Genomic DNA, 13,352 nt, shown 5'->3' on the forward strand with positions numbered 1-13,352 from the left:
GCCCGTGCTCGAGGTGACGCTGCGCAACGCGTTCGGCATGGCCGCGATCGAGCGGATCGCCGCGCGCGGCGACGTGCTCGTCGGCGCTGGCACCGTGCTCGACAGCGAGCAGCTGCGGCGCGCGCTCGACGCCGGCGCATCCTTCATCGTCTCGCCCGGGCTGGACGACGAGGTCGTCGAGGCGGCGCTCGCGGCCGGCGTGCCGGCGCTCCCCGGCGTGCAGACGGCGAGCGAGGTGCAGCGCGGCCTGCGCCTGGGGCTCGACCGGCTCAAGCTCTTCCCCGCCGGCGTCGCGGGCGGGCTCGGCCTCATCGGCGCGCTCGCGCCCGTCTTCCCCGACGTGCGCTTCATGCCGAGCGGCGGCGTCTCGGCCTCGAACCTCGCCGACTACCTCGGGCACCCCGCGGTCTTCGCCGCGAGCGGCTCGTGGATCGCCTCGCCCGAGCGCGTGGCCGCCGGCGCCGACGCGATCGCGGCCGCGGCGCGCGAGGCCGTCGCCATCCAGGACGCCGTCCGATGAGCGTCGTCGCGCTCGGTGAGTCGCTCGGCCTGCTCGTCGCCTCGCGCATCGGTCGGCTCGAGCTCGTGCCGTCGATGGACCTGGGCTTCGGCGGCGCCGAGAGCAACGTCGCGATCGGGCTCGCTCGGCTCGGCACCTCGGCCACGTGGATGGGCCGGATCGGCGACGATGCGCTCGGCCGGCTCATCGAGCGGCAGATGCGCGCCGAGGGCGTCGCCGTCGCGTCGACGCGCGACCCGGAAGCGCCGACGGCGCTCATGCTCAAGGAGCGCCCCGTCGCGGGTGCCACTGCCGTCTCGTACTACCGCGCGGGATGCGCCGGGTCGCGACTCGCGCCCGAGCACCTCGACCTGCAGCGCATCCGCGACGCCCGCGTGCTCCACATCACCGGCATCACCGCGGCGCTCGGCGACCTGCCGCGCTCGGCCCTCGATGCGGCGATCGATGCGGCCCGCGAGGCGGGTACGCTCGTGTCGTTCGACGTCAACCACCGCTCGCGACTGTGGAGCCCCGAGCTCGCCGTGCCCGCGTATCGCGCGCTCGCGGCGCGCGCCAACATCGTCTTCGCGGGCGAGGACGAGGCAGAGCTGCTGACAGGCGAGCGGGAGCTCGACGCGCAGGTTGCGGCGATCGCCGCGCTCGGCCCGACGCAGGTCGTCGTCAAGCGCGGCTCGGAGGGCGCGACCGCGCTCGTGGACGGCGAGCTGGTCGAGCAGGCGGCGTTCGCGGTGCAGGCGGTCGACACGGTCGGCGCGGGTGACGCCTTCGTGGCCGGCTATCTCGCCGAGCTGCTCGCGGGCGCCTCGCTCGCCGAGCGGCTGCGTACGGCGGCGGCGTGCGGCGCGGTCGCGTGCACGGCGCCCGGCGACTGGGAGGCCGCCCCTGATCGCGCCGCCATCGCCCGGCTCCTCGACGGCGGCGACCCCGTCCAGCGCTGACCCCGCGCGGGGTGGTCACGACACGCCGCCCGCGCGCTGGCCGGTGCGGCGTGTCGTGACCACCCAGCCGCCCGGATGCGGCGTGTCGTGACCACCCTCGTTCGGGAGGAGTCAGGTCAGCGGTCGCGGATCACCGCATCGGCGAAGCCCGCGGCGCGCAGACGCAGCTCGTCGATGCGACGCAGCCGCGCCGCCTCGAGGTCGTAGCCCTCGTAGGCGAGCGGCGGCAGCCGGCGCACGTTGCGCGAGCACTCGAAGTCCTCGCACCGCAGCGTGCCGATCGTGTTGCCGTTGCGGCCGGCCGCGCCAGCGAGCTTGGCGCCGTAGAAGACGACGTCGTTGGGCAGGCGCACGTCCTGGCACCACGAGCACTGGGCGCGGGCACGCGGCGCCGTGTCGGCGCGGCGCAGCAGCACGCCGACGAGCTCGCCGTCGAGCGTCGGGGCCACGACGTACGCGCGCCGCGCGATCGTGGGATCGCGCCAGCCGAGGTAGTCGAGCGCATCCCAGTCGGCGTCGTCGAACCAGACGGGGAGCGTGATGCTGGAGACCTCCTTGCGGCTCGCGTTCACGAACGCACCGCGGAGGTCCTGGGCGGAGATGGGGAGCATGGAGGATCGCCTCTCGAGAGCCGGCTGATCGGCCGGTGATGGTAGGGAGAGGGCACGGCGACGCTGGCCCGAGCGGGCCGAGGTCACCGTGCCGCGTGCCGGGTCGCGCGGGCGCGCGGGCCGGGCGCGGCGACTACCTGCCGCCGGCGGGGGTGCCGCCGACGACCTCCTCACGCCTCGAGGGCGTCGCTGCTGCGAAGCTCACGCGGCCAGGGTACGCCTCGACCCGGAGCTGCGCCCGCGCTCGCGGGGTGGTCACGACACGCCGTGCGCGCCGGGGTGGATGCGGCGTGTCGTGACCACCCGGCGGCCCGTACGCGGCGTGTCATGACCACCCCGTCGGCGGGACCGGAGAGGGGGACGGCTCGATAGGGTGGGGTGTACGCGAACCCGTCGAAGGGATGGCCCATGCCAGGAATCGTCATCATCGGCGCCCAGTGGGGCGACGAGGGCAAGGGCAAGGCCACCGACCTGCTCGGCCCCCGCACCGACTACGTCGTCAAGTTCAACGGCGGCAACAACGCCGGGCACACCGTCGTGGTGGGCAACGAGAAGTACGCGCTGCACCTGCTGCCCTCCGGCATCCTCACCGAGGGCGTCACGCCGGTCATCGGCAACGGCGTCGTCATCGACCTCGAGGTGCTGTTCGACGAGCTCACTGCGCTCTCGGCCCGTGGCGTCGACGTGTCGAAGCTGCGCATCTCCGCGAACGCGCACATCATCACCGACTACCACCGCACGCTCGACAAGGTGACGGAGCGATTCCTCGGCAAGCGCTCGATCGGCACGACCGGCCGCGGCATCGGTCCGGCGTATGCCGACAAGATCAACCGCGTCGGCATCCGCGTGCAGGACCTCTTCGACGAGTCGATCCTGCGGCAGAAGATCGAGGGCGCGCTCGACGTCAAGAACCACATGCTCTCGAAGGTCTACAACCGTCGGGCCGTGACCGTCGACGAGATCTTCGAGGACCTCACCTCCTACGTCGAGCGGCTGCGCCCCATGGTGGGCGACACCGGCCTCGAGCTGTCGCAGGCGATGGATGCGGGCAAGACGGTCGTGTTCGAGGCCGGCCAGGCGACGATGCTCGACATCGACCACGGCACCTACCCGTTCGTCACCTCCTCGACCGCGACCGCCGCGGGCGCGGCCGCCGGCTCGGGCGTCGCTCCGGCGCGGCTCGATCGCGTGATCGGCATCGTGAAGGCGTACACGACGCGCGTCGGCGCGGGTCCCTTCCCGACCGAGCTGTTCGACCAGTGGGGCGAGCTGCTGCGCAGCAACGGCTTCGAGTTCGGCACGACCACCGGCCGCCCGCGCCGCTGCGGCTGGAACGACACGCTCATCACGCGCTACGCGTCGCGCGTGAACGGCCTCACCGACATCGTGCTCACGAAGCTCGACGTGCTCACCGGCATCGAGCGCATCCCCGTCTGCGTCGCCTACGACGTCGACGGCCAGCGCTTCGACGAGATGCCCATCTCGCAGTCCGACTTCCATCACGCGAAGCCGATCTACGAGGAGCTGCCCGGCTGGACCGAGGACATCTCGGGCGCTCGCGAGTTCTCCGACCTGCCCGCGAACGCGCAGGCCTACGTGCGCTTCCTCGAGGACTGCTCCGGCAGTCGCATCTCGGCGATCGGCGTCGGCGCCGACCGCGAGGCGATCATCCAGGTGCACGACCTCATCGACTGAGTCCCCAACCGGCCTCTCGGTCGCGCGAGGGCATGATCCCCTCGCGCGACCAACCACCCGCTGAGACCGGATCAGGTCAGTGGTGGTGGGCGGACGCATCGACGCGCGTCGCGCCCGGGCGGCTCCACTGGGGCACGGGACGGCCGTCGCGCGACCAGCCGGTGAAGGTGGGGTCCTGCGGCCAGCCGGCCGGGGAGTCCTCCCACTCCTCCTGCCGCCCGTAGGCGGTCATGTCCAGCAGGCTCAGCGACGTCATCGCGACCTCGACGCCGCGCCCGGTGATCCAGTTCGTCGCGAACACCTGCTCGCCGCGGCGCAGCAGCGCGACGTACGCGCCCTCGGTCTCGGCGCCGAGCAGCGGGTCGTCGACGTGCTCGACCGAGAACCACGGATGCGTGTAGCCCATGAACGCGCGGAACGGCGCGAGCTCCGCCCATGGGCCGCGGCTCAGCACGGCGAACGAGACGCCGCGGGCGTGCAGGTACGACGCGTCGTGGAAGTCCCAGATCGAGGCGGTGCAGCCCTCGCACTGGCCCTCGAACGGCTGTCCCTCGTGCCACATGTGCTTGTAGACGATGAGCTGCGACCTGCCGTCGAACACGTCGAGCAGCGTCGTCGCACCGCCTGCGCCGATCAGTTCGACGTCCGGCACCTCCGTCATCGGCATCCGGCGCCGGGCGGCCGCGATCGCATCGCCCTCTCGGGTGTGCGCCTTCTCCCGGTCGAGCAGCCGAGTACGCTCGCGCGTCCAGGTGTCGCGGTCGACGACCGCGGGGGCGGGGGTGGATGCATCGATGGTGACCATGGCGAGGATGTTAACGCTGTTCACATGCGAGCGGTAGGCCCACTGCTCGGGCGCACGACGCGGTCGGGCGGATCGCCGAGCGCCTCGCTCCGCTCTCGCTGAGAGAACCTGTACCCCACTCGCAGGCTCGGCGGTTAGCCTCCGTCCATGCGCCTCGCACCCACCGCGCCTCCAGGGAGGCGCTCGTGACACGGATCAGCCCGACGCGAGCGGTGAGCCGAGCGCGACCGGCGCTGCCCGACGTCGGCGCGATGCTGGTGCTCGTGAGCGCGTGGGCCGCGCTCACCGCCGGTGCCGCCCTGCTGCTCGGTGCGCTCGCGCCGCCGACCGGCGCGGTCGGCTGGATCGCCCTCGGCGTCACGGCGACGCTCGTCGGGCTCGCACTGCTCTCGGGCCTGCGGCAAGTGGTCATCGTCGCCGCCGCGCACTCGCGCTGGCCGCGGTCAGCACCGGTGCCGCCGCCAATCGCCTCGGACGCCCGCGTGGCGCTGCTCTACCCGACCGCCGACGACTTCCGTGCCGACGTGATCCAGCGGAGCGCCGCCCAGACGCATCCGGGCACGAGGACGGTCGTGCTCGACGACTCACAGCAGCCCGAGGTGCGCGCGCGCGTCGAGGCACTCGCTGCGGAGCACGGCGTCGAGGTGCACCACCGCGCGTCGCGCACCGGCGCGAAGGCCGGGAACCTGAACGCGTGGCTCGCGGCTCACGCCGACGAGGTCGACTACGTCGTGGTGCTCGACGCCGATCAGGAGATCGGACCGGAGTTCGTGGCCGCGGCGCTCGCACGGTTCGCCGCGCATCCGGAAGCCGCGGTGGTGCAGGGCCGCATCCGGTCCCGCGGCGGAGACACGTCGTTCGCCCGCGACTTCTCCGGGCTCTTCACCCGCCACGCCGACACGAAGCTCGCGGCGCGCGCCGTGCTCGGGCTCGTCGACTTCTTCGGACGCGGCGCGATGCTCGACGTGGCGGCGCTTCGCGAGGTCGGCGGCTTCCCCGAGGTCGTCATGGAGGACACGGCGCTCACCGTCGAGCTCGAGCGCCGCGGGCGGGCGGTGGTGGCCGCCCCGGAGCTCGTCTCGCTCGAGGATGCGCCGGTCGACCACACCGCCTTTGCCGTGCAGTTCGGCAAGTTCGCCGAGGGCGCGCTGCAGCTGCTCGTGCGATCGCGCGGCAGCCTGCTCGACCCGCGGCTCACCGTGCTGCGCCGCGTCGACCTCGCGCTCGAGCTGCTCATCCCCGTGCTCGCCGCGGTCGTGCCGCTCGCCCTCTTCGCCTATGCGGTCGTCGCGGCGGTCACCGGCGCCGCCGCCTTCCCGTGGCAGCTCGGGCTGCCGCTCGCGGTGCTGAGCCTCGTGCCGCTGCTGCCCGAGGCGCTGCACCGCTGCCGCTCGCGCGGGCTGCGCGCCGGGCTCGGCTTCGCCGTCCGCGCCTCGATGCTCTACGCATCCGTCGGCGTGGTCGCGGCTCGCGCGGTCGTCGCGGTGACGCTCTCGGGCCGTGCGCGGTTCCGGATCACGCCGAAGGAGCGCGCGGAGGCCACGGCGTCGGTCGTGGTGCGCCGCCGCGCGCTCGAGGTGGTCGTGGCCGTGCTCGCGCTCGCCGTCGCCGTGCTGTGGGCCGGGCGCCCCGAGATCGCGACGCCGTTCGTGGTGATCGCCGCGACCGCGCTCGCCTTCGGCTGGCGGGATGCGGTGGGGGAGCGGGTGGGTTAGATCACCCCGAGCGCGAGCATCGCGTCGGCGACGCGGTTGAAGCCCGCGATGTTCGCTCCCGCGACGTAGTCGCCGGGGCGACCGTACTCCTCCGCCGTCTCGGCGCAGCGGTCGTGGATGCCCTTCATGATGTCCTCGAGGCGCTCGTCGGTGTGCTCGAACGTCCACGAGTCGCGCGACGCGTTCTGCTGCATCTCGAGCGCGCTCGTCGCGACGCCGCCGGCGTTCACGGCCTTGCCCGGCGCGAACGTCACGCCCGCGCTCGCGAACACCCGCACGGCGCCCTGCGTCGCCGGCATGTTCGCGCCCTCGCCGACGAGCGTGCAGCCGTTGGCCGCGAGCGTCGTCGCGTGGTCCTCGTCGAGCTCGTTCTGCGTCGCGCACGGCACCGCGATGTCGCACGGCACCGACCAGATCGAGCCCTCGGCGGTGAACGAGGCGCCGGGGCGACGCTCGACGTACTCGTCGATGCGACCGCGGCGCACCTCCTTGATGTCGCGCAGCAGCTCGACGTCGATGCCCGCCTCGTCGACGATGTAGCCCGAGGAGTCGCTGCACGCGACGACGGTGCCGCCGAGCTGCTGCACCTTCTCGATCGCGTAGATCGCGACGTTGCCCGAGCCCGAGACGACGACGCGCTTGCCCTCGAAGCTCTCGCCGCGCGCGTGCAGCACCTCGTCGAGGAAGTAGATCGTGCCGTAGCCGGTCGCCTCCTTGCGCACCTGCGAGCCGCCCCACGTGAGGCCCTTGCCCGTCAGCACGCCCGACTCGTACGCGTTCGTGAGCCGCTTGTACTGGCCGAAGAGGTAGCCGAGCTCGCGGCCGCCGACGCCGATGTCGCCCGCCGGTACATCGGTGTACTGGCCGATGTGGCTCGAGAGCTCGGTCATGAACGACTGGCAGAAGCGCATGACCTCGGCGTCGGACTTGCCCTTCGGGTCGAAGTCGCTGCCGCCCTTGCCGCCGCCGATCGGCATGCCGGTGAGCGAGTTCTTGAAGATCTGCTCGAAGCCGAGGAACTTCACGATGCCGAGGTAGACGCTCGGGTGGAAGCGCAGGCCGCCCTTGAACGGGCCCAGCGCCGAGTTGAACTGCACGCGGAAGCCGCGGTTGATCTGCACGTTGCTGTCGTCGTCGACCCACGGCACGCGGAAGATGATCTGGCGCTCGGGCTCGACGATGCGGCGGAGGATCGCGGCGTCGACGTAGTCGGGCCGCTTCGTCACCACCGGGCCGAGGCTCTCGAGCACTTCGAAGACGGCCTGGTGGAACTCCGACTCGCCGGGATTGCGGTGCAGCACCTCGTCGAAGACGGGGGCCAGATGGGGGTGGAGCTGCTTCACGAGCGACCTTCCAAGGCTGTCAGATAGGGGTCCAGTCTACGCCGGGGCGCGTTCCGCCCCTCTCGGCACCCGCTCGCGGGCGTCAGCGACCGGCCCGCATGACCCCGTCGAGACCCGTCTCGGGGCGCCGACCGGTGAGCGAGCGCAGCGCCTCCACGCCCATGCCGCGGGCGGATGCGTTGGCGGCGGCCAGGTGCAGCGCGTCGAGCACGTGGGCGGGCGCCGGCGCCCACGCGACTCCCGCGGCGTCGGCGATGTTGATGCCGTGCACGGTGAGCTCGAAGACGCGCGTGCGCAGGTACTCGTCGAGTCGCATCGCGACCGGTTCGGGTCCGCTGCCCACGGTGACGAGGCGGTCGGGGCCGGCGGCGTCGACCGCAGCCGCGGCCTCGATCCCGAGCGCTTCCACCTCCGAGACGAGGTCGTCGCCGAGTTCGGCGCCGGCCGCGCGCCCGCGCAGGAGGATCGCCTCGTCGTCGCCGCGCTGCCGCAGCACGACCTCGAGGTACTCCGAGGCGGAGTGCACCGTCGCTGCGGGCGGCTCCGGCAGCTCGAGGTATGCCGTCACGGTCGAGATCGCGCGGGTCGTGTGGCCGATGAGCTCGCGCAGCGTCCACTCGCCGAGCCCCGGCCCGTCGAGCCGATCGCGCGGCACGAGCGCGACGAGGCCCGCGAGGTCGGATGCGGCGGTCGGGAAGTGCACGGGCATGCGGGCATGCTCGCACGCGCCGAGACCGTCGACAACGTCGTGCGCGCGGATGCGGTCGCGACAGAATGGGCGCGTGAGCCTCCTCGACCTGCCCGTCCTGTCGCATCCGCTCGTCAGCCTCGAGCCGCTGTCGCACGACCATGCACCCGCGCTCGCCCTCGCGGCGGCCGAGGGCGACCTGTGGCGACGCGCCTGGTACACGTCGGTGCCCGAGCCGGATGCGGTGGGCGCTGAGATCGACCGCCGGCTCGCCCTGCACGCCGACGGCGCGATGGTGCCGTGGGCGATCGTCGCGGGCGGCCGCGCGGTCGGCATGACGACGTACATGAACATCGACGCCGAGACGCCGCGGGTCGAGATCGGCTCGACCTGGATGGCCGTCTCGGCGCAGGGGAGCGGCATCAACCCGGCGATCAAGCTGCTCATGCTCGCGCGCGCATTCGACGACCTCGGCTGCCCGGCGGTGGAGTTCCGCACCTCGTGGCACAACCGGCAGTCGCGCGACGCGATCGAGCGGCTCGGCGCGAAGCAGGACGGCGTGCTCCGCAGCCACCAGTACTCCAAGGGCACGCTGCGCGACGTCGTCGTCTACTCGATCATCGAGCCCGAGTGGCCGGCCGTGCGGCGCGGCCTCGAGGCGCGGCTCGACGCGCGGGGACCTAGGCTGGAGGCATGAGCACGCCCGACGAACAGCTGCAGCGCCTGCGGCGCTCGATCGACAACGTCGATGCGGTCCTCATCCACACGCTCGCGGAGCGGTTCAAGCTCACGCAAGCCGTCGGCGAGCTCAAGGCGCGGCACGGGATGCCGCCGTCCGACCCGAGCCGTGAGGCGACGCAGATCGCGCGCCTGCGGAGGCTCGCGGAGGACGCCGAGCTCGACCCCGAGTTCGCCGAGAAGTTCATCACCTTCGTGATCGCGGAGGTCATCCATCACCACGAGCGGATCGCGGGCGGCGAGTAGCTACGGCCGCGGCCAGCCGCGCTCGTAGCCGGGTGCGCCGGAGCGCAGCGATGCGCGCCGATTCTCGTCGCGGACCATGCCGGGCGTGACGAACAGGTCGACGACCCACCAGACCGCGACGGCTGCGAGCAGCAGGAAGCCCACGAGCACCATCGTGGTGAGCGTGCCGACGATGGTGAGCGACAGCATGGCGGCCGCGGAGCCGTTGCGGCCGAGGTAGAAGCGGTGCGCGCCGAGCGTGCCGAGGAAGAGCAGGAGCAGGTACGCGACCGACAGCTCCTTCGCGGGGGCGTGGACGACGTGGTGGTGCACCACGGCCGACGGCAGCGTGGTGTCGCGCATCATGCGGGGGTCGAGCCGCGACGTCGGGGTCGGAGCGGAGATGGGCGGGGCGATGTCCAGCGGGCCGGTCGGTGTCGCCGCAGCGCTCCACTGCCGACCGTCCCACCACCTGCGGTGGCCGCGGGCGTCGTCGTACCAGCCGGGTGACGGGAGCTGCTGGATCGTCATCGCGCCAGCATAGGGTCGAGGATCGCTCATTGATTGCGGGCTGAGCAGATCTTCAGTCGAGTCGACGCTCCGCCGCGGTCGCGATGTCGTCGAGATCCTGCTGCATGATCCTGCGCGTCATGGCCATCCCGAGCGGCGCCGTGAGCTTCGCCATGACGCGCTGCACCCACGAGGGCGACAGCAGGGAGCCGCCGAAGCGCATCCGCAGCAGCGTGCCGGTCGTGCCGTCGTCGGTCGTGGTGGTCTCGAGCGTGAACTCGGTGCGGTAGGCCATGCCGCGCGCCTCGGCGGCGATCATCGTGGAGCGGCCCTCGTCGATGCCGACGACCTCCATCTCCTCGGTCTCCTCGCGGCCCATCATCGTGCGGGTCTCGCGCCAGCGCGTGCCGATCGCGTAGCCGACGCCCGCGAGCCGCTCGATGCGCGCGACGCCCGACAGGATCTCGGGCGCGGCCTCGAGATCGGTGAGCACCCGCCACACGGCCTCGGGCGACGCGGCGATCGACCGCTCGAGGGTCATGCTGATGTCGCTCATGCCTGAAGCCTAGGGGTGCTGCTCAACCGAGTAGCTGGTCGCGCGAGGGCACTCTCCCCTCGCGATACCAAGTACCCGGTCGAGAGTCCCTGCGTCAGGCGAAGCGGGAGCGGATGGGCGCGCGGTTCGCGGCGCGGAGGTCGGCGAGCGGGATGCTCGCGACGTCCTGGATGTCGACGAGGCCGCTCGTCGCATCCGTCACGCCGATGCGGAGCACGGGCACGCCGCGCGCCTCGCACATGCCGGTGAACTTGACCTCGTCCTCGCGGGCGACGGCGACGAGCGCGCGAGCGCCCGACTCGGAGAAGAGCGCGGCGGTCTCGTCGACGCCGTCGCGCTCCGTCAGCCCCGAGAGCCAGATGCGCGCGCCGATGCCGAAGCGCAGCGCGCTCTCGACGACCGCCATGCCGAGGCCGCCCTCCGAGAGGTCGTGCGCCGACGTGGCGAGCCCCTCGAACGCGATGCCGTGCATGAGGCCCGCGAGCCGCTGCTCGGCCGAGAGGTCGACCTTGGGCGGCAGGCCGCCGAGGTGGTCGTGCACGGCGCCCGCCCATGCCGAGCCGTCGAGCTCGTCGCGCGTCGTGCCGAGCAGGAAGAGCGCCTGGCCGTCGTCCTGCCAGCCCGAGGGCAGTCGGCGGTCGACGTCGTCGATGATGCCGAGCACGCCCACGACCGGCGTCGGGTGGATCTGCGTCTCGCCCGTCTGGTTGTAGAACGAGACGTTGCCGCCGGTCACGGGGATGCCGAGCTCGACGCAGCCGTCGGCGAGTCCGTCGACCGCCTCGGCGAACTGCCACATGACGGCCGGGATCTCGGGGTTGCCGAAGTTGAGGCAGTCGCTCACGCCGATCGGCGTCGCGCCCGAGACGGCGACGTTGCGGTAGGCCTCGGCGAGCGCGAGCTTCGCGCCCTCCCGCGGGTCGAGCTGGCAGTAGCGTCCGTTCGCGTCGACCGCGACGGCGAAGCCGAGCCCCGACTCCTCGTCGATGCGCACCATGCCGGCGTCGTCGGGCGTCGAGAGCGCGGTGTTGCCGAGCACGTAGTCGTCGTACTGGTCGGTGATCCAGGATGCGTCGGCCAGGTTGGCCGAGCCGGCGAGCGCGAGCAGCTGGTCGCCGAGCGCCTCGCCCGTGACGCGCGGCAGCGTCGAGGCGCTGTCGGCCTGCAGGGCGTCCTGCCAGTCGGGGCGCGCCATCGGCCGGTCGTAGACGGGGGAGTCGATCGCGACCGTCTTCGGGTCGACGTCGACGATCGTGTCGCCCGAGTGCGTGATGACGAGCCGGCCGTCGCCGGTGACCTCGCCGAGCACGCTCGTCTCGACGTCCCACTTCGCGGTGATGCGCAGGAACTCGTCGAGCTTCGCCGGGTCGACGATCGCCATCATGCGCTCCTGCGACTCCGACATGAGGATCTCCTCAGCCGTGAGCGTCGGGTCGCGCAGCAGCACGTGGTCGAGCTCGACCTTCATGCCCGACTCGCCGTTCGCCGCGAGCTCGCTCGTGGCGCACGAGATGCCGGCCGCGCCGAGGTCCTGGATGCCCTCGACGACGCCCGCCGCGTACAGCTCGAGGCAGCACTCGATGAGCACCTTCTCGGCGAACGGGTCGCCCACCTGCACGGCGGGCCGCTTGGCGGGCCCCTCGTCGTCGAACGACTCGGAGGCGAGGATCGATGCGCCGCCGATGCCGTCGCCGCCCGTGCGGGCGCCGAACAGCACGACCTTGTTGCCGACGCCCGTGGCGTTCGCGAGGTGCAGGTCCTCGTGGCGCAGCACGCCGACGGCGAGCGCGTTCACGAGCGGATTGCCCTGGTAGACGGCGTCGAAGACGGTCTCGCCGCCGATGTTGGGCAGCCCGAGGCAGTTGCCGTAGAAGGAGATGCCGCCGACGACGCCGTGGACGACGCGAGCGGTGTCGGGGTGGTCCTCGTGGCCGAAGCGCAGCGCATCCATGACCGCGACCGGTCGCGCACCCATCGAGATGATGTCGCGCACGATGCCGCCGACGCCGGTCGCGGCGCCCTGGAAGGGCTCGACGAACGAGGGGTGGTTGTGGCTCTCGATCTTGAACGTGACGGCCCAGCCCTCGCCCACGTCGAGCACGCCGGCGTTCTGCCCCATGCCCACCATGAGGCGCTCCTGCATCTCGGGCGTCACCTTCTGCCCGAAGGTGCGCAGGTGCGTCTTCGACGACTTGTAGGAGCAGTGCTCGCTCCACATGACCGAGTACATGGCGAGCTCGGCGCTCGTGGGGCGGCGGCCGAGGATGTCGCGGATGCGCGCATACTCGTCGGGCTTCAGGCCGAGGGCAGCGAACGGCTGCTCGCGCTCCGGCGTCGCCGCTGCTCGGTCGACGGTGTCACGCGGGGTGGAAGTGGTCACGACTCTCCTCGGAGCTCAGCTCGGCGGTCCCTCGATCCTACCGAGCGGGCCGCGCCCGATCGGCGCTGCTCAGTCGAACCACTCGGTCGGCGGTCCCGCGTTCACGAGCACGACGAAGACGATCGCGACGGCGACGAGCGCGCCGACGACGAGCAGGACGGGGTGGCTGATGCCCCAGCGGAAGAGGCGATCGATCGCGGTCCGGTCGCGCGGATCGTCGGTCGCCTCGGTGCGCCAGCCGCCGTCGAGGGCGCCGCGCCGCGCGAGCCGCCGCTCCCACGGGATGGTCGCGTAGGGGACGATCGCGGTGAGGATGCCGGTGAGGATGCGCGCGATCGACCAGCGCTGGTTGACGCCCACGACGATCTGCATCGCGCCGTAGCTCAGGAACACGAAGCCGTGGATCGAGCCGGCGACTGCGACGAGGGGCTCGACCTGGAAGCCGTACTTCGCGATGAGGCCGATGATGAGGAGCGTCCAGGTGACCGCTTCGGCGATCGCGAGGAAGCGGTAGACCCGCTTGGGGGCGAAGGCGGTCGGGGTCGACGTGGCGTGCGCGCTCATGTAGCCAGTCTACATCTCTCGCCGGAGACGCGCCGCCCGAAGACGACGGATCCCCGCGCGGCGA

The 13,352-nt window shown here is 72.3% G+C and carries 14 protein-coding genes; 6 read left to right on the forward strand and 8 right to left on the reverse strand.

Annotated features, from left to right (window positions below):
* Both ABD106_RS10715 and ABD106_RS10720 read left to right on the forward strand, forming a co-directional pair.
* Positions 1-520, forward strand: a 520-nt coding sequence (locus ABD106_RS10715) for a bifunctional 4-hydroxy-2-oxoglutarate aldolase/2-dehydro-3-deoxy-phosphogluconate aldolase (RefSeq protein ID WP_343920200.1), incomplete at its 5' end; no start/stop codon positions are given.
* Entirely contained in the window at positions 517-1,458 is a 942-nt protein-coding gene (locus tag ABD106_RS10720) for a sugar kinase (RefSeq protein WP_343920202.1), read from the forward strand. The genes ABD106_RS10715 and ABD106_RS10720, both read left to right, overlap by 4 nt.
* A gap of 116 nt (positions 1,459-1,574) precedes the next feature.
* Here ABD106_RS10720 and ABD106_RS10725 read toward each other — a convergent pair whose 3' ends face one another.
* Positions 1,575-2,069 carry an FBP domain-containing protein gene (locus ABD106_RS10725; RefSeq protein ID WP_343920204.1) on the reverse strand — a complete coding sequence of 165 codons (495 nt, stop codon included), beginning with the start codon at positions 2,067-2,069 and terminating at the stop codon, positions 1,575-1,577.
* Between the two features lie 408 nt (positions 2,070-2,477).
* On the opposite strand from ABD106_RS10725, the gene ABD106_RS10730 reads away from it, so the two are divergent.
* Positions 2,478-3,764, forward strand: a complete 1,287-nt coding sequence (locus ABD106_RS10730) for an adenylosuccinate synthase (protein ID WP_343920206.1) — start codon at positions 2,478-2,480, stop codon at positions 3,762-3,764.
* A 76-nt stretch (positions 3,765-3,840) separates the two neighbouring features.
* Here ABD106_RS10730 and ABD106_RS10735 read toward each other — a convergent pair whose 3' ends face one another.
* Entirely contained in the window at positions 3,841-4,569 is a 729-nt protein-coding gene (locus ABD106_RS10735; RefSeq protein WP_343920208.1) for a DUF899 family protein, read from the reverse strand.
* Positions 4,570-4,754: 185 nt separating this feature from the next.
* Here ABD106_RS10735 and ABD106_RS10740 point away from each other — a divergent pair, with 185 nt between their 5' ends.
* Positions 4,755-6,284: a glycosyltransferase family 2 protein gene (locus ABD106_RS10740; RefSeq protein ID WP_343920210.1), complete on the forward strand. Its 1,530-nt coding sequence runs from the start codon at positions 4,755-4,757 to the stop codon at positions 6,282-6,284.
* Here the strand turns inward: ABD106_RS10740 and gdhA are convergent.
* Together gdhA and ABD106_RS10750 are read right to left on the reverse strand one after the other, a co-directional pair.
* The gene (gdhA, locus tag ABD106_RS10745; protein ID WP_343920212.1) at positions 6,281-7,627 is read right to left on the reverse strand and encodes an NADP-specific glutamate dehydrogenase; all 1,347 of its coding nucleotides are present in this window, start codon (positions 7,625-7,627) and stop codon (positions 6,281-6,283) included. The genes ABD106_RS10740 and gdhA overlap by 4 nt on opposite strands.
* Before the next feature lie 82 nt (positions 7,628-7,709).
* Entirely contained in the window at positions 7,710-8,336 is a 627-nt protein-coding gene (locus ABD106_RS10750; protein WP_343920214.1) for a maleylpyruvate isomerase N-terminal domain-containing protein, read from the reverse strand.
* A gap of 73 nt (positions 8,337-8,409) precedes the next feature.
* On the opposite strand from ABD106_RS10750, the gene ABD106_RS10755 reads away from it, so the two are divergent.
* A complete protein-coding gene (locus ABD106_RS10755; protein WP_343920216.1) occupies positions 8,410-9,012 on the forward strand; it encodes a GNAT family N-acetyltransferase in 603 nt (200 codons plus the stop codon).
* The gene (locus tag ABD106_RS10760) at positions 9,009-9,299 is read left to right on the forward strand and encodes a chorismate mutase (RefSeq protein WP_343920218.1); all 291 of its coding nucleotides are present in this window, start codon (positions 9,009-9,011) and stop codon (positions 9,297-9,299) included. The genes ABD106_RS10755 and ABD106_RS10760 overlap by 4 nt, the downstream gene beginning before the upstream one ends.
* On the opposite strand, the gene ABD106_RS10765 is transcribed toward ABD106_RS10760, so the two are convergent.
* From ABD106_RS10765 to ABD106_RS10780, 4 genes are all read right to left on the reverse strand, one after another.
* Positions 9,300-9,809, reverse strand: coding sequence for an NINE protein (locus ABD106_RS10765; protein WP_343920220.1), 510 nt, complete (start codon positions 9,807-9,809; stop codon positions 9,300-9,302).
* Between the two features lie 52 nt (positions 9,810-9,861).
* Complete coding sequence (locus ABD106_RS10770) at positions 9,862-10,344, reverse strand: SRPBCC family protein (protein ID WP_343920222.1); 483 nt, start codon at positions 10,342-10,344, stop codon at positions 9,862-9,864.
* A 94-nt stretch (positions 10,345-10,438) separates the two neighbouring features.
* Positions 10,439-12,724 carry a phosphoribosylformylglycinamidine synthase subunit PurL gene (gene purL, locus ABD106_RS10775; protein WP_343920224.1) on the reverse strand — a complete coding sequence of 762 codons (2,286 nt, stop codon included), beginning with the start codon at positions 12,722-12,724 and terminating at the stop codon, positions 10,439-10,441.
* Positions 12,725-12,793: 69 nt separating this feature from the next.
* Positions 12,794-13,288: a DUF3817 domain-containing protein gene (locus tag ABD106_RS10780; protein WP_343920226.1), complete on the reverse strand. Its 495-nt coding sequence runs from the start codon at positions 13,286-13,288 to the stop codon at positions 12,794-12,796.
* Positions 13,289-13,352: the final 64 nt, after the last annotated feature.

The organism is Agrococcus citreus (genome assembly GCF_039527715.1).
GTDB classification, from domain to species: Bacteria; Actinomycetota; Actinomycetes; order Actinomycetales; family Microbacteriaceae; genus Agrococcus; species Agrococcus citreus.

Excerpts from the sequence above, each read along its gene's own strand:
- ABD106_RS10720 (WP_343920202.1), top strand. The coding sequence starts at position 517 with ATGAGCGTCGTCGCGCTCGGTGAGTCGCTCGGCCTGCTCGTCGCCTCG.
- ABD106_RS10725 (WP_343920204.1), bottom strand. The coding sequence starts at position 2,069 with ATGCTCCCCATCTCCGCCCAGGACCTCCGCGGTGCGTTCGTGAACGCG.
- ABD106_RS10730 (WP_343920206.1), top strand. The coding sequence starts at position 2,478 with ATGCCAGGAATCGTCATCATCGGCGCCCAGTGGGGCGACGAGGGCAAG.
- ABD106_RS10735 (WP_343920208.1), bottom strand. The coding sequence starts at position 4,569 with ATGGTCACCATCGATGCATCCACCCCCGCCCCCGCGGTCGTCGACCGC.
- ABD106_RS10750 (WP_343920214.1), bottom strand. The coding sequence starts at position 8,336 with ATGCCCGTGCACTTCCCGACCGCCGCATCCGACCTCGCGGGCCTCGTC.
- ABD106_RS10760 (WP_343920218.1), top strand. The coding sequence starts at position 9,009 with ATGAGCACGCCCGACGAACAGCTGCAGCGCCTGCGGCGCTCGATCGAC.
- ABD106_RS10765 (WP_343920220.1), bottom strand. The coding sequence starts at position 9,809 with ATGACGATCCAGCAGCTCCCGTCACCCGGCTGGTACGACGACGCCCGC.
- ABD106_RS10770 (WP_343920222.1), bottom strand. The coding sequence starts at position 10,344 with ATGAGCGACATCAGCATGACCCTCGAGCGGTCGATCGCCGCGTCGCCC.
- ABD106_RS10780 (WP_343920226.1), bottom strand. The coding sequence starts at position 13,288 with ATGAGCGCGCACGCCACGTCGACCCCGACCGCCTTCGCCCCCAAGCGG.